Source organism: Asanoa sp. WMMD1127, assembly GCF_029626225.1.
In the GTDB taxonomy this organism is placed as follows: domain Bacteria; phylum Actinomycetota; class Actinomycetes; order Mycobacteriales; family Micromonosporaceae; genus Asanoa.
In genome coordinates, this window is sequence record NZ_JARUBP010000001.1 from 1463057 (window position 1) to 1483728 (window position 20672).

Here is a 20672-nt window from a genome sequence, read left to right on the forward strand (position 1 = left end):
GGTCAGTGGGACACCGCTGGGGCGACCACTCCGGATGTGACGCGTTCGCGGCGGATGGCCCGGGCGACCGGCAGCGCCGCGGCCAGCACCGCGAGGACCCCGGCGAGGCCGAAAGCGAACACCAGGGCACGCGGGGAGAAGGGGCCCAGCAGGGCGCCGGCCACCACGTACCCGAACATGGCGCCGCCGTTGGCCGCCGCGTTGAGGGCCGCGTACCCCCGGCCTCGGGATCGTTCCGGCACCCGCCGGGCGATGAGGATCGTGCTGAACACGCCGAGACCGCCGTTGAGCAGGCCGCCGGCCAGCCAGAGCAGCACGACCAGCCAGACGCCGGGCGCCGCCGCGCTGATCAGCACGGGGACGCAGGTGGCGCCGAGCAGCACGAGCACGGCCCGGGTCAGCCCGCTGTCGTCGTCGAACCGACGCACGGCCTTGGCGAACATCCACGCGCCGGCCGCCATCCCGGCCGTCCACGAGGCGGTGACCAGGCCGAATGCGGAGGTGGAGGCGCCGAGGGTCTCGCGTACGAAGAAGACCTCGATGACGTTGACGCCGCCCACGCCGGCGACCACCGCGCCGAAGGCTAGGAAGGTCGCGAGCAGGAGGCCGTCGCCGCGCAGGCGCCACGGCGTCTCCGGCATCGCGGTGGCCGCGGCGGCGGTGACCCCACCACGGCGGGTACGCAGCAGCAGCCCCGCGACCGCGACGGCCAGGTAGGTCGCGGCGTCGATGAGCAACGGCGGCCGGGTGCCGAACGCGCCGACCAGGAAGCCGGCGGCCGCCGGGCCGAGCAGCGTGCCGATCATCGAGGCGGTCTGTCCGATCGCGCTGGCCTTGGGCAGGTCGTCGCGGGTGACCATCGAGGGCACCAGCGCCGCGAAGGTCGGGTTGGAGATGCCGAGGCCGGCCGCCAGCACGGCGACCAAGGCGATGAGCATGACCGGCGAGGACACGAAGGCCATCGCGGTGCAGACCGCCGCCTGGGCGAGTCCGACGGAGACCAGGAGCGCCCGGCTGTCGAACCGGTCGGCCAGCCGGCCGGCGAGCGGGGCAAGGGCGACCAGCGGCAGGGTGGCGGCGATCCACAGCCCGGACACCGCGAGCCCGCCGGCCCCCCGGTCCTGCAGGGCGAGCGCGAGCGTGGTGGCCGCGAGCGCGTCGCCCGCCATCGAGAGGGCGCGCGACCCGGCCGTGATGTAGACGTCGCTCCAGCGCGACTCACCCGCAGATGCGAAGGACATACTTCGAAAATATTCCTTCACATCTGCAGGCGCAAGCCCCCAGAACCCATCAGTCGTCGGGGAAGACGGCGAAGTGGACCCGCGCGGTACGCGCCCCCTCCGGCACGGCGTCCTTGCGGTCCCGCACGCGGAGCGGCGCGATCAGCCGTTGCACCTGCTCAAACAGCTCCTTGAGCTCCTCCGCCGTGACGATGACGGTCGAGGTGTTGTAACCGGCGGCGTCGTGCCACTCCGGTTGCTCGCCGCGCGCCCGCGCCAGGAAGGCCCGCAGGCGGGCGTAGTCGCGGTCGACGTACATGCCGACGAGCTCGTCCTCGGCCGCCTGCGTGTCGGCGTCGGCGTCGCGCTCGAGGTCGATGCCCCAGGAGTGCACGGGGCTCTGCCAGACCCGCTCCCGCCCGTCACCGCGACTCGGCGCCTGCTCGATCATGCCGACCTTGGCCAGCTCCCGGAGGTGGTAGCTGGTCGCGCTCGGCGACAGCCCCACGATCTCCGCGAGCTCGGTCGCCGTCCGCCCCTCCCCGGTGACGTTCAGATCCTCGATGATCGCCACCCGCGCCGGATGCGCCAGCGCCCGCAACACCTTCGGATCCGAAATCCGGCGCCGCTCCTGCCCGACATCGGTCATACGCACATCGTCCCACCGCCGTCGGCAGGCTCCGGGTGGGCTAGGCGATGGCCGCGATATCGCCGTCATCGAAGTAAATGGCCTGTTGTAGTCGGCCACCGAGTGCGGCCGCGAACCGAGCGACGACGTCCTGGCCCGAAATCTGCCCCTGCTCGATCTGCGACACCCGGCCCTTCGTCACGCCCATCCGCTCCGCCACCTGCCGCTGTGTGAACCCCCGGGCGCGGCGGATCTCCGCCAGCCGCCGCCCGACCACCTCGGCCAGCAACTCTTCCTTGCCCGCCGCGACGGCGGCCTCGCCACCAGCCCGCCGCACCTGCTCACCGCGGACGTCTTCCCACCGCACGTAGCTGCTCATCCGGCGCCCTCCTGCTCCGCGCGTTCCTTCAAATAGCTCTCGTACCGTTGCTCGGCCAACGGGATGGCCTCGTCGTACCAGCTTTTCCAGCGTCCCGCCTTGTCGCCCGCCACCAACAGGATGCTCGACCGCCATGGGTCGAAGATGAACAAAATGCGCGTGGTGCCTGGACGTAGCTCCTTCACGTTGGCCAGAGACGAACCGGCGATGGTGTCGACGAGCGGCCGGCCCAGCCCTGGCCCGATCTCGGCCAGCAGATCAATCGCCTGCACCACACGGGCGTGCGCCACGGCGTCCAATCCGTTGACCCACTCCATCACCTCGTTGACCACGTAGACGTCCCACTCGTCCGCGACCACACGCTCAAGTTTAGCAATCGCTATACCTAATAGCGATATTCGGTGGAGCTGGTTCGAGGGTGGGCGTAGCGTGGAGCGCCGCTGCGCTGGAGGCGTGGCTACCGGGCACTGCCGGCACCGTGGGGCGACCGCGGAGTTCCGGGCGGCCCAGGTCTTCCCGAGTCGCACTGACAAACCGCCGGAAGGTTCCTCGGATGACCCTGCCCGCTGATCATGTCGTGAACACCGATGCCACCCTGCCCGCGACCGACCTCGAGACCGATCTCGACGGCGAGCGCGACCACCTCGCCGCCTCCCGGAAAGCCCTGCGGCGGATGCGCGACCGCGCCGAGGCGCTGTTCAGCACCGGCGGCAACGTCGCCGGTGACGCCTACACCGCCGAAACCCTCGGGCGTACGCTGGCCCGCCGCGTCGCTGAGCTCGCCGACGACCCGGACACCCCACTGTTCTTCGGGCGGCTCGACTTCGGTCACGGGCCCGCGGCCGAGGACCACGCCGGGCACCGCTACCACGTCGGGCGCCGGCACGTCACCGATGACGACGGCGAGCCGATGGTGCTCGACTGGCGCGCCCCGGTGTCGCGGGCGTTCTATCGGGCCAGCGCCCGCGACCCGCAGGGCATCGCCGTGCGCCGCCGGTTCGGATTCAGTGGCGGGCTGCTGACCAGCTTCGAGGACGAGCACCTCGACCGCGGCGAGGAGTTGGGCACCGCGAGCCAGATCCTGACCGCCGAGATCGAGCGGCCCCGCGTCGGGCCGATGCGCGACATCGTCGCCACCATCCAGCCCGAGCAGGACGAGCTCGTCCGGGCCGACCTCGACACGTCGATCTGCGTGCAGGGCGCCCCCGGCACCGGCAAGACCGCGGTCGGTCTGCACCGCGCCGCCTACCTCCTTTACCTGCACCGGGAGCGGCTGCGCCGGTCCGGCGTCCTGGTCGTCGGTCCCAACCGGGCGTTCCTTTCCTACATCTCCGCCGTCCTGCCCGCCCTGGGTGAGGTCGAGGTCGAGCAGGCGACGGTCGACGACCTGCTCGCCGCCGTGCCCGTCCGCGCTCAGGAGACCCCGGCCGCCGCCGCGGTCAAGCACGACGCCCGGATGGCCGCCGTCCTGGCCGCGGCCCTCGACGCCCACATCGCCGCGCCGACCGAGCCGATCACCGTGCCCGACGGCTCCTACCGTTGGCGGATCGGCGCCGAGGTGCTCCGCCGGCTGGTCGACGACGTACGCCGTGAGGGCCTCCCCTATGCCACCGCCCGCGAGCGGATCCAGGCCCGGGTGGTCAGCCTGCTGCAACGCCAGTCGGAGGCGCGCCGCGGCGACTCACCCGGCGACGGCTGGCTGCGCCGGATGGGCAAGGCCAAGCCGGTCACCGAGTTCCTCGACCAGGTGTGGCCGGCGCTGACGCCCGAAGGCCTGGTCGCCGAGATCCTCACCGACCCGCCGGCGGGCATCCTGACCGACGCCGAACGCGACCTGATCCGCTGGCCGTCCGCACCGCGGTCGCTCAGGTCGGCCAAGTGGACCGCCGCCGACCTGGTGCTGATCGACGAGGCCGCCGGGCTGATCGAGCGTCGGCCGAGCTTCGGTCACGTGGTCGTCGACGAGGCCCAGGACCTCTCCGCGATGCAGGCCCGCGCGATCGCCCGGCGCAGCGAGCACGGCTCGATCACGCTGCTCGGCGACCTCGCCCAGGGCACCGCCCCGTGGGCCGCCGCCGACTGGCGCGACACCCTGCGCCATCTGGGCAAACCCGACGCGGCCGTGGTCCCGCTGACCATCGGCTTCCGCGTGCCGGCCGCGGTGGTCGCGTTCGCCAACCGCCTGCTGCCCGCGCTGGCCGTCGACGTGCCGGCGGCCCGCTCCCTGCGCCACGACGGCGGCCTGACGATCGACCAGGTCGCTGACCTCGACGCCGCGACGGTGGCCGAGGTGCACGCCGCCCTGAAGCACGACGGGTCGGTCGGCGTGATCGCGGCCGACCCGGCGGTGGCCGGCGTCCGGGCCGCACTGGCCGCGGCCGGCATCGAGTCCGCGACCGCCGACGACGTCGAGTCGCAGGAGCGCGTCACGGTGGTCCCGGCCTCGGTCGTCAAGGGCCTCGAGTACGACCACGTGGTCGTCGTCGAACCGGCCGCCATCGTCGCCGCGGAACCCCGGGGCCTACACCGCCTCTACGTCGTGCTGACCCGAGCCGTCAGCCGCCTGGCCGTGCTCCACACGGACCCGCTCCCCACCCCGCTGCAAGGAACGGTCCGTTCCTAACGCTTTCCGCAGAGGAACGGCCCGTTCCTAACGCCGGAGGCGTCTACCAGCGCAAGCGCGCGACGCGGCCCTGCTCGCCGGAGGCGAAGCAGACCGCGAGGCCGGCGCACTCGACCGCGTCGAAGCTGCCCGAGTCGAACAGCGACCAGTGGCGCCCGCCGTCGAAGGAGATGTCGCTGCCGGTCGGGCCGACCGCGAGCACCGGGCCGAGGCGGGTCATCCAGGCCGCGCCGGAGCGGTATTCGCCGGGCTCGCGCGGCGCGGGCGTCCACGTGCGGCCGCCGTCGCGGGTCACGGCGGCGCCGTCGGGGGCCGCGGTCGGGGCCGCGTAGTCGCCGCCGACGGCGACACCGTGGTCGCGGTCGCGGAACGCGAGCGAGTAGATGCCGGCCGACGGGCCGCTCGGCACCGGGGTGTCGGTGACCCGCCACGTCCGGCCGAGGTCGTCGCTGCGGAAGACCCGGGCCGTCGCGCCGCCGCCGGTGGCGAAGTAGGCCCGGCCGCCGGCCGCGACCAGGCAGGTGCCGCTGGCGGCGAACGCGAACTCGCCCGGCAGCGCGTCCGGCATGCCGGCGCTCGGCAGCACCGACCACGAGCGGCCGGCGTCCGACGTGGCCAGGATGCGGAACTTGCCGCCGACCGGGTCCGAGAGCGCCAGGCCGTGCCGTTCGTCGAGGAAGGTCAGGCAGTCGTAGAACGCCGCCGGGTCCGTGTTGCGGAACGACTCCGTCCAGGTGCGGCCGCCGTCGGCGGTGCGGTAGAGCCGGGATTCCTCGCCCGAGCCGATGGAGAGCGCGACCGCCCGGCGGGCGTCGAAGGCCTCGATGTCGCGGAACTGCAGCGCCGCCGTGTCCGGCGGGCCGACCGACGACCAGGTGCGACCGCCGTTGACCGTACGCAGGACCGTGCCTTCACTGCCGCTGGCCCACACGGTGCTCGCGCTGACCACGGACAGGCCGCGCAGCCGGGCGGTGCTGCCGGTCGGTGACAACTCCCACGACGGCGACGGGGTGTGGGTGAACCCCGTCGAGACGGCCAGCACGCCGAGTGAGACGGCGGCCATCGACGCTCTCCGCATCCACATGCCGACCGAACTTACCCGGAATCAGCGCCTATGGATATAGATCGTCGTTTCCACACCCGGTCGGCCAGCTCGCTCAGGCGTTCCAGGGCCTTGCCGCGCGAGCCGAGCGCGCAGAGGCTGCCGAGGATCACCTTCTTGTCGCGGTCGGCCGGTCGCAGGTCGCCGAGAATCCGTTTGGCACCGTCGGCCCCGAAGCCGCGGCTCCAGCCGTTGCTGTCGAAGAAGTGGATGCGCTCGATGGCCTCCTTGAGGGCCGGGCTGCGGGTGTCCGCCGTGACCTCGCCGGTCGTGAGGTCGACGGCCTTGGTCTCCATCGCCCAGCCGATCAGTGGCGTCGCGCCGGACTCCACGGCGGCGAACGCCCCGTGCCGGGCGGCCTGGATCGAGCGGGACACGTCGTCGTAGTCAGGCAGGTAGGCCAGCACGGCGTGCCGGGGCCCGGCGCTGCCGTTCGCGGGGGCGAAGGGCTGCAGGGCGTGGGCGCGGGCCTGCTCGCGCACCCACGCGGCCGCGAGTTCCGCGGCGTCGTCGAGAGGGGTGTGGTCGTCGATAGGCACCCATGCGGTGCGGTGCGGAAGAACGCTCACAAACTCCGACGGTAACCACGAAACCCGTCGAAGCTCACGAATGACTCGCAACCATCTTGGACAATCTTCACTGACCGGATGGACTAGCGCGGACCGGCACGACTAGTGGGCCGTCCGCCCCGTCCACCACGCGTACGCGGGCCCGGTAGAACTTCGACAGGATCTCCTCGGTCAGCACCTCGCGCGGCGGTCCCGCGGCGACCACCTGGCCGTCGGCCAGCAGCACCAACCGGTCCGCGTACCCGCCGGCGATCGACAGGTCGTGCATCGTGGCCAGCACGGTCAGGCCCTGGTCGCGGCGCAGCGTGTCGACCAGCTCCAGCACCTCCTGCTGGTGCCCGATGTCGAGCGCGCTGGTCGGCTCGTCGAGCAGCAGCAGCGACGGCTCCTGGGCGAGCGCCCGCGCCAGGAACACCCGCTGGCGCTCGCCACCGGACAGGGTCTCCAGCTCGCGGTCGCCGAAGCCGGCCAGGTCGAGCCGGTCCAGCAGCGCGGTCACTGCGGCCAGGTCGGTGGCCGATTCCCGGCCGAGCAGCGAGACAAACGGCGTGCGGCCGAGCAGGACATAGTCGAAGACCGACATTCCCGGCGGTACGACCGGCGACTGCGCGACCGTGGCCACCGTGCGGGCCCGGGCGCGCCGGCGGAGCCGGTCGATCGGCGTGCCCAGCAACGCGACCGCGCCGCCGGCCGGCAGCAGGCCGCCGATCGCCCGCAGCAGCGTCGACTTGCCGGCGCCGTTGGGGCCGATCACCGCGACCCACTCGCCGGCTGCGACGGTCAGGTCGACGCCGCGCAGGATCGGCGAGCGGCCGAGGGTGACGTGCAGGTCGCGTACCTCGATCGCGTTGGTCATGTGATCACCCGCTTGGCGGTGCGCAGCACGAGCACGAAGAACGGGCCGCCGACGAACGCGGTGACGACGCCGATCGGGATCTCGGCCGGCGCGGCGAAGGTGCGGCCGGCGAGGTCGGCGAGCGCCAGGAAGGCGGCGCCGAACAGCATCGACAGCGGCAGGATCGCGCGATAGCTGCTGCCGGCCAGCATCCGCACGATGTGCGGCACGACGATGCCGACGAAGCCGATCAGACCCGAGACCGAGACCGCGGCGGCCGTGCCGAGCGAGGCGGCCGCGATCAGGATGTAGCGGGACCGTTGCGGGTGCAGGCCCAGGCCGCTGGCCTCGTCGTCGCCGACCGACAGCACGTCCAGCTCGCGGCGCAGGGCGAGCACGACGACGGAGGTGACCACGGCGTACGGGAGCAGCAGCCGCACCTCGTGCCAGCCGTTGGTGGCCAGCCGCCCGAGCAGCCATGAGTAGATCGCCCGGATGTCGTCGGCGTTGCGCTGCATGAGATAGGTCTGCCCGGCGGCGAGGAAGGCGGACACCGCCACGCCGGCCAGAATCAGCGAAGCCGGCGTGCGGTCGCGGCCGGCGACACCGAGCAGATAGGTGAGCGCGACCGCGATCAGGGCGCCGGCGAACGCGGCCAGCGGCACGCTCGCCGGCAACGAGCCGATGTCGGTGCCGCGGAACGCCACGACCGCCGTCACCGCGAGCCCGGCCCCGGCCGCCGCGCCCAGCAGGTAGGGGTCGGCCAGCGGGTTGCGGAACGCGCCCTGGTAGCAGCCACCGGCCAGGGCCAGCATCGCGCCGGCGAGCAGGCCCAGCACCACCCGGGGCAGCCGCAGCTGGAGCACGATGGCGGCCTCGCGCTCTGACAGTCCACTGTGGATGTCGACGCCGGGGATCAGGTCGAGCAGCTCGGCCGCGACCCCGCCGGGCGGCAGCGACACCGGGCCGAACGCCAGCCCGGCGATGGCCGCGGCCACGACGGCGACGACGCCGCCGACGAGCCACGGCCACCGTACGCCGGGGATTTTCGAGGTTTTCAGGCCGGCACCTTCGACACGGCGTCGACGATCTGGCGGAGCAGGTCGACGGTGCGGGGGCCCCAGCGCGAGGCGATGTCGTCGTTGAGCTCGACGATCTGCCCCGACTTGACGGCCGTGATGCCCGACCAGCCGGGCCGGGCCTTGACCGAGGCGGCGTTCTGCTTGCAGCACACCGTGTCGGCCAGGAAGATCATGTCGGGGTCGGCCTTGACCAGCGACTCGGCGGACAGCTGCGGATAGCCGCCCTTGCTGCCGTCGGTGTCGGCCGGATCCGCGACGTTCTCCAGACCCAGCTGGGCGAAGAGCGAGCCGACGAAGGTCTTGGACGTCAGGGAGTAGAGCTCGGGCCCGAGCTCGTAGTAGTAGGTCAGCTTCGTCGCCCGCTGCGGCACGTCGGCGACCAGCTTGTCGACCTCCTCCCGCATCCGCTTGGCGAGGTCCTCGGCGGCGGGCCGGTTGCCGGTCAGCGCGCCGATGTCGGTGATCTGCTGGTAGGTGTCGTCGAGCGTCTTGCCGGCCGCGGCCACGTACACCGGGATCTGCAGTTGTTTGAGCTGGGCGACCACGTTGTTCATGTCGTTGGAGAGCACGACCAGGTCGGGCTGCTTCTCCGCGATCGCCTCGGCGTTGGGCTGGAAGGCCGACAAGTCGGACTTGGGGGCTTCGGCCGGGAAGTTGGACTGGTCGTCGACCGCGACCACCTGCGACCCGGCGCCGATCGCGAAGAGCACCTCGGTCGCGGTCGGCGACAGCGCGACGATCTTCGTGGGCTTCGCGGCGACGGTGAGGTCGCCGATGGTGACGGGGAAGTCGGCGGTGGCGCCGGCGGTCTGGGTCGGCGGGGTGCCACCGTTCTCGGTGCCGCCGCCGGAGCCGCAGCCGGCCAGGGCCAGGGCCGCGCCGAGCGCGGCGGCGACGACGAATCGGACGCGATATCGCATGGATGCCTCCTGTCGGTCGAGGTCTGGTGCTTCGCCGACAGGGCTTGCGGCCCGCCCGCGAGGCGCCCTTCCTCGAGAGCGCTGGTTCGCGACCGGCGACAGGCGACCTGGCTCGTCCCCCGCGTTTCGGCGGAGGCATCACAGTTGCGGGACAGCGCCGGGTTCACACCGGCTTCGCTGCGGACGGTCGTGAGCACGGTAACGCACTGGTCACCATGGTCGGGAGGGCGATTCACCTCCCGTTAGTTACGCCACCGGCGCCCCGCTGGTGGCGGGGCGCCGGCGACGGTCGGTTGCGTCAGCTCTGCGTGATCCGGACGTCGTCGACGCCCGCCTCCAGCAGCGAGGCCGTCGACGTGTCGGCCGCCTCGATCAGGATCCGGACCGACTGCCCGGCGTACGCGGACAGGTTGGCGTTGGCCACCGCCCAGGCGCCGTTGCGGTTGCTGGCCGCGCCGGCCTGGCTGAACACGGTCGTCGTGCCGCCGTTGTGCACGACGCTGACCCGGAAGTAGTCGGCGGAGGACGAGTTCGAGCCGTGTGCCAGGTACCACGACAGGCTCAGCGTCAGGGTGCCGCTGGCCGGGAGTGTGATGGCCGGCGAGCGGACGCTGGTCGCGCCGCCGTCGACGTCGAAGTCACCGGCGCTCGTGCCGGCCGCCGCGCCCGTGACCAGGTCGTTGGTGCCGCTCACGGTCGTGCCGAGTTGCTTGGCGCCGCTGGACGTGGTCGCCGCCGGGTCACCCCGGACCCACTGGCCGCTGGTGGCGGTGTCGGTGCCGGAGGGGTTGGTGGTCCAGCCCGTGGCGGACTCGAAGGTGTCGGAGTAGACGGTCGTGCCGCCACCGCCGCCGCAGTACTGTGCCTGCTTGCCGATCACCTTGTAGGGGCAGTCGGCGGTCTCGGAGAGGATCAGCACGGCTTCCCGGTTGCGGCTCGTCTGGGCCGGGATGACCTCGTCGGGCGGGTAGAAGCCGCCGCCGCTGGCCGAGCCCGGATACATCTCGAAGGTGTAGGCCCAGATCTTGTGGACCGCCCACATCCAGTCGAGGCTGTCACCGTCGGTGATGTAGAGGTCCGACGACTGCTCCGGCGTGTAGCCGTTCGTCGCCGCCATCTGCTGGCCGAGCGTGGCGAACGTGTTGTAGTCGTCCGTCGTCATCCCGGTCGCCGTGTTGGCGGTCGTGTAGCCATAGGGCCAGAGCACCAGCTGCGAGTACGTGTGGAAGTCGATGTTGGCCTTGATCTGCTGCTGGCCGCCGACGACCCGGCTGTTGACGAAGTCGCGCAGGCGTTGGGTCTCGGGTGCGCTGAACGGCGACGGGCCACGGTACGTCTCGGAGCTGGTCGAGCCCGACGAGCCCCCGCAGCAGCCCCAGTTGTAGCCCCAGTTGCGGTTGAGGTCGGTGCCCACATTGGACGAGCCGGAGTTGGGCTGCCGGTTCTTGCGCCAGCTGCGGTAGGAGCCGGTGGCGATGTCGTACTCGCTGCCGTCGGGGTTGACGGTCGGCACGATCCAGATCTCCCGGCTGTTGACGATGTTGGTGATCCGGGAGTCGCTGCCGTAGTTGTCGGTGAACAGGTTGAGCAGGTAGATGGCCATCTCGACGGTCAGGTGCTCGCGCGCGTGCTGCTGCGAGTTGAACAGGATCTCCGGCTCGGCCTCGTCGAGGTTGACGTTGTCAGAGATCTTGATGAGCATCAGGTCGCGGCCCTCGTACGAGCTGCCGATCGAAAGCTTGCGGGCGATCGACGGGTGGTCGGCGACGACCTGGTTGACCACCGCGGTCAGCTCCGCGTAGTCGTGGTAGGCGGAGTCCGCGGGCGGGAACGCGAGCGTGGTCGTCCCGTCGCCGCGGGCCGGCGGAGGCGCGGCCTTCTCGAGCGTGAAGCCCAGCCGCTGGATGGCGGCGGCCTCGGCGGGCGTGGCGGTGATGTTGAGGACCCCGTGCTCGACGTAGTCGATCGAGGCGCCGGTCCCGGCGACCGCGTTGCGGTCAGCGAGGGTCTTGGGGCCGAGCACGCGGTATTCGGCCGAGGTGGACGCCGCCGCACCACCGGGCGCGGGCTTGTGCGCCGCCACGGGATTCGCCGAGGCGACGAGCAGGCCGACGATGGCGGTGCTGACCAGTGCGGTCAACGCCCGGCGCCGGCCCAGACGGATGGCCATGCATGACCTCCAGGGGGTTGGTGGAGGAACGATGGTCGAACCTCACCACCCGATGCATGGTCATATCAATATGGGTCTTTGCGCGGATCCATGCCAAGCTGATCATCCCACCGAAAGTATGTTCGCCATCGGAGCGCATCGATGAAACTTCCCGCCGCCCTGCTCGCGGTCGTTATGGTCGCCGTGGGTTCCGGTTGCGCGCGGCCCGGCAGCATTCCCGATGCCTATGCGCTCGGGGTGGCCCGGATCGGCGAGCGCTATCACGTGTTGGCGCCGCTGTGTGCCGGTGAGGCGGTCGCGGCCGTCCAGGTTGTCGACGACGGGCGCACCGTCGACGGGAGCGGCGCCGCGGAGTCCACGCAGGACACCTGGTGGCAGGTCGAGAATCCGGTCGCGGAGGGTGTCGAGGGCGGGTCCATTCCGCTCGGTGACGACGCCGCCTTTCGGTGAGCGAGACCTTCCTGACCTGGTCTGTCCCGATCCATCCGGCGGATGCCGACCCGCTGCAGGTGCCCTACGTCTTCGACTCCGGCTCCGAGGACCAGCTCGTCGTGCACGCCGACACCGTCCGGGCAGCATGTCGGCAATGAACTTCAGCGAAATGAACGCTGGTGAAACTTCCTTTCAGCAGCGATAGTGACAGCCATGAACGCTTCAGCGCGGGCGGCCGTCGCGATCTGCGGGGCGGTTGCCTTAATTGCCGGGTTCGCGGCGCCAGCCAGCGCCGCGGTGACCCCGACGCCCGTCCATGACGAGCAGATCACTTATCAGGGCTGGTCGACCTACCGCGACTGGCGCACCGGCACACACCAGGGCACGGTGGCGTTGCCGGGCATTCCGGGCGTTCCCGGCCTGCAGGGCGGAGTGACCATTCTCCGTCCACAGGGGACGACCGACTACACGGACCCGCATACCGGCACGACGCGCAGTTGGAACTACGCCACCTGGACCTCGCCGAAGCGCGACGTCGGGTTCGACGCGAGCGAGCTGATCGCCTCCTGGAACGCCGAGACCCCGCGCGGCACCTGGATCCAGGTCGAGATGCAGGGCACCTACAACACCGGGAACCTGACCCCGTGGTACGTGATGGGCCGCTGGGCCTCCGGCGACGAGGACATCAAGCGCACCTCGGTGAACCGCCAGGGTGACCCGTACTCGACGATCTGGACCGACACGTTCTCGATCGACGACGTGGCCAACGGCGTGATGCTGCGGTCCTACCAGCTCCGGCTCACCCTCTATCGCGCGCCGGGCCAGCTCGCCGCGCCGCGGGTCTGGGCGCTGGGCGCGATGTCGTCCTACGTGCCCGACCGCTTCACCGTCGAGCCGAGCGCCGGGCACATCGCCTGGGGCAAGGAGCTCGCGGTGCCGCGTTATTCGCAGAACATCCACGAGGGCCACTACCCGGAGTACGACGGCGGTGGCGAAGCCTGGTGCTCGCCGACCTCGACCGAGATGGTGATCGAGTACTGGGGTCGCAAGCCGTCGGCCGAGGACACCGCGTGGGTCGACCCGACCTACCCGGACCCGTCGGTCAACCACGCGGCCCGGATGACCTACGACTACACCTACGACGGCGCCGGCAACTGGCCGTTCAACACGGCGTACGCGGCCTCGTACCCCGGGCTCGAAGCCAAGGTCACCCGCCTGCACTCGCTGGACGAGGCCGAGCGGTTCATCGCGGCCGGCATCCCGATCGTCACGTCGCAGTCGTTCCTGGCCAGCGAGCTGGATGGGGCCAACTACGGCACCTCCGGGCACCTGTTCGTGATCGTCGGCTTCACCAAGGACGGCGACGTCATCGTCAACGACCCGGCCAGCTCGTCCAACGACGTGGTCCGCAACGTCTACAAGCGCAGCCAGTTCGAGCAGATCTGGCTCCGCACCAAACGGATCAACGCGTCCGGCGGCACCTCGGGCGGCACGGGCGGCATCGCGTACCTGATCAAGCCGTGGTGGAAGCCCTGGCCGAAGGTGCCGGGCTCGACCAACTGGTAGTCAGCTCACGCTGGCCGGCGGCTGCTCCTCGTCGCCGGCCAGCGCGGAGCGCAGCTTGGCCTTGTCCTCACGGCGTCGGTCGACGCGGTCGGCCAGCTGCTGCGCCATCTGGTCGCGCCAGGTGCGCAGGAAGAAGAAGGACACCGCGGCCGAGAAGGCCAGGGCCAGGATCAGCTTGAGGAACAGGCCGATCGGCACCGGGAGCAGCGCGGCGAAGACGAGCGCGAACAGGCCGAACCGGGCCAGCGTGTATTTGACGGCGGGGCTCACGACATCACGTCCTGCGGGTCGGCGCGGCGCTCGGCCAGCGACGGCGGGCCGTCGTACTCGTGGACGACGTTGTAGCGGGTGTCGCGCTCCACCGGGCGGAAGCCCGCGTCCCAGATGAGGTGGAGCAGGTCCTCGCGGTGCATCGTGTTGGGCGTGCCGTAGGAGTCGGCGTCGTGCGTGATCTTGTATTCGACCACCGAGCCGTCGAGGTCGTCGACGCCGAAGTTGAGCGAGAGCTGGGCGACCGACAGGCCGTGCATGACCCAGAAGCACTTCACGTGCGGCACGTTGTCGAACATCAGCCGGGACACCGCGAACGTCTTGAGCGACTCGGCCGGCGACGCCATCGTCGTGCGCGCCTGCAGCTTGTTGCGGACCTTGCCGTCCTTGGAGTCGACGAAGTCGTGCTGGTAGCGCAGCGGGATGAAGACCGCGAAACCACCGGTCTCGTCCTGCAGCTCACGCAGGCGCATGACGTGGTCCACGCGGTGGCGGGGCTCCTCGATGTGCCCGTACAGCATGGTGGCCGGGGTCTTCATGCCCTTGGTGTGGGCCAGCTTGTGGATGCGCGACCAGTCCTCCCAGTGGGTGTCGTGGTCGACGATGTGCTGGCGGACCTCCCAGTCGAAGATCTCGGCGCCGCCGCCGGTCAGGGACTCGAGGCCGGCGTCCATCAGCTCGTCGAGGATCGCGTCGGCCGGCAGCCCGCTGATCTTCTCGAACCACTGCACCTCGGTCGCGGTGAAGCACTTGAGGTTGACGTTGGGCAGCGCCGCCTTGAGCTCGCGCAGCACCTTGGGGTAGTAGCGCCACGGCAGCGTCGGGTGCAGCCCGTTGACGATGTGCAGCTCCGTGAGCTGCTCGCTCTCCATCTCCTTGGCCTTGCGGACGGCCTCGTCGATGCGCATCGTGTAGGCGTCTTTTTCGCCCGGCTTGCGCTGGAACGAGCAGTAGGCGCAGCTGGCCGAGCAGACGTTGGTCAGGTTGAGGTGCCGGTTGATGTTGAACATCACCCGGTCGCCGTTGAGCTCCGTGCGCTTGTGATGGGCCAGCCGGCCGAGCCAGGCCAGATCGTCGCACTCGTAGAGGTCGACACCGTCCTGCCGGGAAAGTCGGATACCGGCGTAGACCTTTTCCTCGAGCTCGTGCTTACGTGCCTCGTCCATGCAGGCGAGCGTACGTCCCACCGGGTGATGATCACTCCTCGGCCACTGCCGTTCATCCGTTCTCAGCATCTCGTTACCGCTGCTGCCATCGACAGTCGCCACAGTTTTGCGGTAGTAACGAGTGTGACGCGATACACCAGAGGGTCGCTCACATCGCAGGGGATGCGTAATGTGCGCCGTCGGTGATCGGTCGTCACAACGCGACAACCGGGGAGGATCATGACGAGCCGGCAGCCCAAGCGTCCGGACGGCCCGCACTCGATGCGGGTGCTGAGACCGGTGGCCTGGGCCGCGTTGCTCACGGCGACCGCAGCCGCGGCGGCCGGCTTCGGCACGCCCGCGTTCGCCCTGCCCCGGGCCGATCCGCCACTGCCCAACACGGTGCCCGACTCCGGGTCGCGGCCCACGCCGATCGGCGGCATCCAGCTGCCCGGCCAGGCGCCCGTCACGAGCGTGCCGCAGGCCCCGCTGCCGTCGGCGAGCGGTCCGCTGGCCGCCCGGATCAACTCCAGCGCGATCGAGGTCGCCGCGCTCGGCGAGCAGGTGCTCCAGCTCCAGCAGCAACGCGACCAGGCCGAGAACGACCTGACGCTGGCCGACGCCAACCTGCGCCAGATGCGCGACCAGCTGCTCGCCGCGCAGCGCAACGCCGACAGCGCGGCCGGCGACGCGCTCAAGGCCGCCGCCGCACTCCCGCCGGGCGCCTACGACCGCGAGATGCAGGATCTCGACGCCCTGCAGCGGCTGCTGACCGGGCAGTCCGCCGGCCCCCACCCGGAGATCGCCGGTGACGAGGTCGAGCGGGCCCGGCAGGCCGAGCAGAACGCGGCCGCCTACTACGCGGCGATGCAGACCAAGCACAAGGCGTTGATCGACCAGGTCGGCGCGCTCGAGAAGAGCCGCAAGACCAAGGAAGACGCGCTGCGTACGCTCCGCGCCGACAACATCGAGGCGGTCGAGGCCTACGAGCGCGACCAGGAGCGCCGCGAGCAGAGCCTGGGCGCCCGTTATGTCTCGAGCGAGAGCGTCGCCGGGATGCGCGCCAACGACAAGGCGATGGTCGCGGTGCGCTACGCGCTCGCCCAGCTCGGCGACCCCTACGTGTGGGCGGCCGAGGGTCCCAACTCGTTCGACTGCTCCGGGCTGATGTGGGCGGCCTACCGGTCGGCCGGCTACCGCCAGCTGCCGCGGGTGGCCCGTGACCAGTACTACTACACCCGCGGCCAGAGCGTTTCCCAGTCCGCGTTGCTCCCCGGCGACCTGATCTTCTTCGCGTCCGGGTCGAGCTGGCAGTCCGTCCACCACGTCGGCATGTACATCGGCGGCGGCAAGATGGTGCACGCCCCGACCACCGGCGACGTGGTCAAGGTGTCCACGGTCTGGTGGTCCCGCTTCTACGCCGCGACCCGGGTGTTCCCGGCCCAGGGCGCCCCGGCGACGCCGTCCGCCCCGCCGACCACCAAGCCCCCGAAGCCGCCGGCGACGACCAAGCCGCCGAAGCCGGGTGGTGGCACGAAGCCGCCGGCCACGCCGCCGACGCCGCCCACGGAGCCCACCAAGCCGCCGACGGGAGAGCCGACCACGCCACCGCCGACCGAGCAGCCGACGGCGACGCCGAACGAGCCGGAGGAGCCGACCGACCCGCCGGCCCAGGAAGAGCCGACCGACCCGCCGGCCGAGGAGGAGGAGCCGACGACGCCACCGGCCGCGCCGGCGACCACCAACGAGGCGACGCCGACGGATTCGGCCGCCACGCCAACGGGCACGTCAGGCAGCTGACGCCGCTTCCCGACATACCGGGGTGTGGGGTTGTGCCACGATGTGACATTGGCACGCCGCGCCGGGCGAGCACGCGCGCGCCCGGCGGTGGGCAGGGAGGCAGCGATGGACGACAAGCCGCAGCGGTCCGACGACGCGCGACCCGACCCTGTGGTCGGCGAGTCGCCGCCGCCCGGAAACCTGGCCGCCGAGCTACCGCCGATGCCGCCACCGCCACCGGTGGGCACGGCGTTGCCCGAGCCAGCGGCTGAGGACCTGCCCGAGGCGTACGAGCCGCCCCCGCCACCCGCGGGTGACGGTGCCCTGTGGCCGGGTTCGCCGGGTTGGTCGCAGCCGACGCCGGCAGCCGAGATCTCGCACCTGCCGGCGGCGCCGGCGCCCATGACGCCGACGTCGGCGGTGGGCCGGGCCACGGTGCGGACCAGCGCCGTGCCCGACGCCGACCACGTCGCGGCGCCGGCGGTGCCTGAGACCTACCGGGCCGGGGAGAGCGCGGCGCCGCCTGCCCCGACACCGCCTGCCGCGGATGCGGGCTCGCCGGTGCCGATCGTTCCCGCGAAGGGGCCGGTGCCGCCGCTCGACCGGCGGGTGCCCAAGGTGCCGGTCGCCGAGGAGTCGCCGTGGTCCGGTTTCGCGGTGCCGTTCCACAAGCAGCAGCAGGACGCCGGATACGTGCGGCCCGAGCCGGCTGAGGCTTCGGGCGCTGATGCTCCGGCGTCGCCGCCCGCGGGCTATTCGCTGCCGGGTGTCGGCCCGGTAGCGGGCGAAGGCGAGGCGCCGGTGGCGTCCGCGATCCCGGCGCAGCGGTCCGGGTGGACGGCCAGCACGCCCGCGTCGGGGGCGCCGCTGGCTCAATCTTCCGAGGTCGAGCCGGCCGCGGGCGAGGGTCTTCCGCGGCGGGCCTCGGCGGCCGCCGAGCCCGAGCCGGCCGGCGAGGCCGGTGCGGTCGGGGTCGCGAAGGCGCGGGCGACCGTGCCGGGCGCCCGGCGGCCCTCGGCCGCCGAGATCGCCGTCGGGGTACCGGGGGTGAGCAGCGGAAGCGCCCGGGTCTACCGAGCAGGTGCGAATGACCTGGTCTCCGGACGCCGGGCGAGCGGGCCACGGCCGGCGACCGGCGGGTCCGGCGGCCCAGGCGGGACCGGCACCGACGACCGCGCATCGGAGCCCGATCCCGAGCCTGACCGACCAGCCACCGACGAACAGCGGTCCGACCGCCCCGGCCCGGTGGAGGCCGGTGTGGGCGAGGCCGAGCTGGGTCAACCTCGCCCTGGGCTGGGTGAACCCTCGCCCGGACCAGGACCCGGCGAGCCGACGCCAGGACCTGGCGAGCCCACGCCCGGACCCGGCGAGCCTCGACCTGGGCCGGGTGAGCCTGGACCGGGTGAGCCCCGGCCGGGCGAGCCCAAGCCGGGTGAGCCTCGACCGGGCGAGCCCGAGCCGGACCAGCCTGAGCCGAGCGAGCCGAAACCCAGTGAGCCGGAGCCCGAGCCCGGCGAGCCCGATCCCGGCCGACCGACGCCGGGCCGCCGGCCGACTCCGCCCGCGGAGCCGAAGCCTGAGCCGCCGCTGCGCCCGGAGCCGCCGTTCCCGGGCCCCGAGCCCACGCCGAGTCCGGGGCCCACACCGTTCCCGGCTCCGGAGCCGACGCCGTCGCCGTTCCCGCCGCCGAGCCCGGTGCCGGGTCGGCCGCCGACGCCTGGTCCCACGCCGCCGGGTCCGCCGCCGGTGCCGCCGTCGCCCGTGCCGCAGCCACCGCCGTCGCCGGTGCCGCCCGTGCCCGGACCGCAGCCGCCGGTCCCGCCGGGTCCGCCGGTGCCTCCGCCCGGACCACCGCCGGGGCCATCACCGGCCCCACCTTTCCCACCGCCACCGGCGGTCGCGACGGCACGCCCGACAGGAACGGCCAGCCCGCTCCCACCGCCCGGGGCGGCCATGGTCCCGCCGGCCGCCACGGCCGGCGCCTCGCCCGGGGCGGCCACGGTCCCGCCGCCCGCGGCACCAGCCGCGGAGCGGCCCGCGGTGCCGCCGGCGGCCGCCCTGCCGAGCTGGCCCGAGTCGATCAACCCGACGGCGCCGGGCTCGTCGCCGGCGGCGGCTGACTACCACCGGTGGGCGCAGGGCCAGCGGACCGGCCGGCTCTACGGCCAGGGCGAGGAGCCCGCGCAGATGACCACCGCCTACCCGGCCGCCACCCTGGAGAACTCGGGGTCGCTGACCGGCCACATCCTGGCCCAGGGGCACACCGACTCGATGCCGGTGAAGCGGGGCTACGCCAAGGTCGGGCTGTTCCTGGCCGTCGGGCTCGGGGTGCTCGTCGGCATCGGCGTGCTCGTGGTGCTCTTCGTCAGCAACTCGATCACCGGCTTCCTGGACTGAGCCGAACGAGCTAACCCCGGCGCGTGATGCCGCACACGGAAAACCTCCTCGATGCGACGCGAGGCGGCCACGCACCGTACACTCGTCAAGTTCATCGACCGGCGCGCTTCCGCGCCCCATGGGCGATCTTGCTGAGCGTGCTACCCCGATTGAAGACGCGCGAGATGGCCCGTTTACGAGAGGCCCTACTTGTCCGCGTTTGCTGATCCCAGCACGTTTCCGTCCATTTTCGACAGCGCCACCGAGGCCGACGAGCAAGGTTTCGCCGCGCTCGGGCTGCCGCGCAAGCTCGTCCGGGCGCTCGCCCGCGAGGGCATCGTCACCCCGTTCGAGATCCAGAAGGCCACCGTCCCGGACGCGCTGGCCGGCCGTGACGTGCTCGGCCGCGGCCAGACCGGCTCCGGCAAGACGCTCGCCTTCGGCCTGCCCGTGCTCGCCCGCGTCGCCCGCGGTGAGCGGGCCCGGTCGCGCCACCCGAAGGCGCTGGTCCTGGTGCCCACCCGTGAGCTGGCCATGCAGGTCAACGACGCGCTGCTGCCGCTCGGCAAGGCGCTCGGCGTGTTCCTCAAGACCGCCGTCGGCGGCGTCCCGTACGACCGGCAGATCGACGCCCTCGACCGCGGTGTCGAGATCATCGTGGCGACGCCGGGCCGGCTCGGCGACCTGATCGAGCGCGGTGTCTGCGTGCTCGACGACATCGAGGTCACGGTGCTCGACGAGGCCGACCAGATGGCCGACATGGGCTTCCTGCCCGAGGTCACCGAGCTGCTGGCCAAGACCCCGGCCGGCGCCCAGCGGCTGCTCTTCTCGGCGACGCTGGACAACGACGTCGACTCGCTGGTCAACAAGTTCATGACCGACCCGGTCACGCACTCCACCGAGCCCGCCGTCGCCACCGTCACGACGATGGACCACCACCTGCTGCTGATCCCGCCGCACGACAAGTTCCGCGTCGCCGCGTCGATCGCCGCCCGCGAGGGTCGCACGATGATGTTCGCGCGTACGCAGATGGGCGTCGACCGGCTCGTCGAGCAGCTCGCGGCGGTCGGCGTCCGCGCCGGCGGCCTGCACGGCGGCAAGACCCAGCGGGCCCGCACCCGTACGCTCGCGGAGTTCAAGGAAGGCCGGACCACCGTGCTGGTGGCCACCGACGTGGCGGCCCGCGGCATCCACGTCGACAACGTCTCGCTGGTCGTGCACATCGACCCGCCGCGCGACGCCAAGGACTACCTGCACCGCGCGGGGCGCACGGCCCGGGCCGGCGAGTCCGGCTCGGTGGCCACGCTGGTGCTGCCCAAGCAGCGCCGCAGCACGCTGGCGATGCTCGGCAAGGCGGGCGTCGAGCCGGCCGAGACCCGGGTCCGCGCCGGCGACGCCGCCCTGGCCGAGCTGACCGGAGCGCGCGAGCCCAGCGGTGTGCCCGTCAAGCCCGACGAGCCGCGCCCGCCGCGCCGCCCGCACCGGCCCGGCGGTGGCTCTGGGGAGCATCGGCCCCGCGGCCCCCGCAGCGGCCCGCGCCGTACCCACTAATGGACAGACCTTCGGTAACGTTGAT

18 protein-coding genes, 1 pseudogene and 1 riboswitch are annotated in these 20672 nt (G+C 72.1%); of the genes and pseudogenes, 7 read left to right on the forward strand and 12 right to left on the reverse strand.

Annotated features, from left to right (window positions below; translation table 11 throughout):
• Positions 1-2 precede the first annotated feature (2 nt).
• Genes O7635_RS07160 through O7635_RS07175 form a run of 4 tightly spaced genes read right to left on the reverse strand, consistent with a single transcriptional unit; the run spans position 3 to position 2586 of the window.
• The gene (locus O7635_RS07160; protein WP_278079617.1) at positions 3-1241 is read right to left on the reverse strand and encodes an MFS transporter; all 1239 of its coding nucleotides are present in this window, start codon (positions 1239-1241) and stop codon (positions 3-5) included.
• A gap of 49 nt (positions 1242-1290) precedes the next feature.
• On the reverse strand, positions 1291-1869 hold the full coding sequence (locus O7635_RS07165; protein ID WP_278079618.1) for a winged helix-turn-helix domain-containing protein: 579 nt from the start codon (positions 1867-1869) through the stop codon (positions 1291-1293).
• A gap of 40 nt (positions 1870-1909) precedes the next feature.
• Entirely contained in the window at positions 1910-2227 is a 318-nt protein-coding gene (locus tag O7635_RS07170; protein WP_278079619.1) for a helix-turn-helix transcriptional regulator, read from the reverse strand.
• Positions 2224-2586: a type II toxin-antitoxin system RelE/ParE family toxin gene (locus tag O7635_RS07175; protein ID WP_278079620.1), complete on the reverse strand. Its 363-nt coding sequence runs from the start codon at positions 2584-2586 to the stop codon at positions 2224-2226. Before O7635_RS07175 ends, O7635_RS07170 begins: the two co-directional genes overlap by 4 nt.
• Positions 2587-2780: 194 nt before the next feature.
• On the opposite strand from O7635_RS07175, the gene O7635_RS07180 reads away from it, so the two are divergent.
• Positions 2781-4850 (forward strand): AAA family ATPase, encoded by a 2070-nt coding sequence (locus O7635_RS07180; protein ID WP_278079621.1) that lies wholly within the window; start codon positions 2781-2783, stop codon positions 4848-4850.
• Positions 4851-4893: 43 nt separating this feature from the next.
• Here the strand turns inward: O7635_RS07180 and O7635_RS07185 are convergent, their stop codons facing one another.
• The 6 genes from O7635_RS07185 to O7635_RS07210 form a co-directional block, all read right to left on the reverse strand.
• Positions 4894-5913 carry an oxidoreductase gene (locus O7635_RS07185; RefSeq protein ID WP_278079622.1) on the reverse strand — a complete coding sequence of 340 codons (1020 nt, stop codon included), beginning with the start codon at positions 5911-5913 and terminating at the stop codon, positions 4894-4896.
• Between the two features lie 32 nt (positions 5914-5945).
• Positions 5946-6521 carry a hypothetical protein gene (locus tag O7635_RS07190; protein ID WP_278079623.1) on the reverse strand — a complete coding sequence of 192 codons (576 nt, stop codon included), beginning with the start codon at positions 6519-6521 and terminating at the stop codon, positions 5946-5948.
• A 67-nt stretch (positions 6522-6588) separates the two neighbouring features.
• On the reverse strand, positions 6589-7377 hold the full coding sequence (locus O7635_RS07195; RefSeq protein WP_278079624.1) for an ABC transporter ATP-binding protein: 789 nt from the start codon (positions 7375-7377) through the stop codon (positions 6589-6591).
• A complete protein-coding gene (locus O7635_RS07200; protein ID WP_278085398.1) occupies positions 7374-8417 on the reverse strand; it encodes an iron ABC transporter permease in 1044 nt (347 codons plus the stop codon). The genes O7635_RS07195 and O7635_RS07200 overlap by 4 nt, the downstream gene beginning before the upstream one ends.
• Positions 8414-9358, reverse strand: a complete 945-nt coding sequence (locus O7635_RS07205) for an ABC transporter substrate-binding protein (protein WP_278079625.1) — start codon at positions 9356-9358, stop codon at positions 8414-8416. The genes O7635_RS07200 and O7635_RS07205 overlap by 4 nt, the downstream gene beginning before the upstream one ends.
• A gap of 106 nt (positions 9359-9464) precedes the next feature.
• A riboswitch (cobalamin riboswitch) is annotated at positions 9465-9531 on the reverse strand.
• Between the two features lie 125 nt (positions 9532-9656).
• On the reverse strand, positions 9657-11528 hold the full coding sequence (locus O7635_RS07210; RefSeq protein WP_278079626.1) for a M14 family zinc carboxypeptidase: 1872 nt from the start codon (positions 11526-11528) through the stop codon (positions 9657-9659).
• A 141-nt stretch (positions 11529-11669) separates the two neighbouring features.
• On the opposite strand from O7635_RS07210, the gene O7635_RS07215 reads away from it, so the two are divergent.
• Genes O7635_RS07215 through O7635_RS07225 form a run of 3 tightly spaced genes read left to right on the forward strand, consistent with a single transcriptional unit; the run spans position 11670 to position 13526 of the window.
• Positions 11670-11978 carry a hypothetical protein gene (locus tag O7635_RS07215; protein ID WP_278079627.1) on the forward strand — a complete coding sequence of 103 codons (309 nt, stop codon included), beginning with the start codon at positions 11670-11672 and terminating at the stop codon, positions 11976-11978.
• Positions 11975-12118, forward strand: a complete 144-nt coding sequence (locus tag O7635_RS07220) for a hypothetical protein (protein ID WP_278079628.1) — start codon at positions 11975-11977, stop codon at positions 12116-12118. Before O7635_RS07215 ends, O7635_RS07220 begins: the two co-directional genes overlap by 4 nt.
• A gap of 55 nt (positions 12119-12173) precedes the next feature.
• Positions 12174-13526, forward strand: a complete 1353-nt coding sequence (locus O7635_RS07225) for a C39 family peptidase (RefSeq protein ID WP_278079629.1) — start codon at positions 12174-12176, stop codon at positions 13524-13526.
• Here the strand turns inward: O7635_RS07225 and O7635_RS07230 are convergent, their stop codons facing one another.
• Together O7635_RS07230 and mqnE are read right to left on the reverse strand one after the other, a co-directional pair.
• Positions 13527-13796, reverse strand: a complete 270-nt coding sequence (locus O7635_RS07230; protein ID WP_278079630.1) for a DUF4229 domain-containing protein — start codon at positions 13794-13796, stop codon at positions 13527-13529.
• Entirely contained in the window at positions 13793-14962 is a 1170-nt protein-coding gene (mqnE, locus tag O7635_RS07235; RefSeq protein WP_278079631.1) for an aminofutalosine synthase MqnE, read from the reverse strand. Before mqnE ends, O7635_RS07230 begins: the two co-directional genes overlap by 4 nt.
• Before the next feature lie 219 nt (positions 14963-15181).
• Here mqnE and O7635_RS07240 point away from each other — a divergent pair, with 219 nt between their 5' ends.
• The 3 genes and pseudogenes from O7635_RS07240 to O7635_RS07250 form a co-directional block, all read left to right on the forward strand.
• Complete coding sequence (locus tag O7635_RS07240; RefSeq protein ID WP_278079632.1) at positions 15182-16741, forward strand: C40 family peptidase; 1560 nt, start codon at positions 15182-15184, stop codon at positions 16739-16741.
• A gap of 1932 nt (positions 16742-18673) precedes the next feature.
• Positions 18674-19117, forward strand: a complete 444-nt coding sequence (locus tag O7635_RS07245) for a hypothetical protein (RefSeq protein WP_278079633.1) — start codon at positions 18674-18676, stop codon at positions 19115-19117.
• Between the two features lie 225 nt (positions 19118-19342).
• Positions 19343-20590 (forward strand): annotated as a pseudogene (locus O7635_RS07250) (DEAD/DEAH box helicase); the annotation flags it as partial.
• Positions 20591-20672 lie beyond the last annotated feature (82 nt).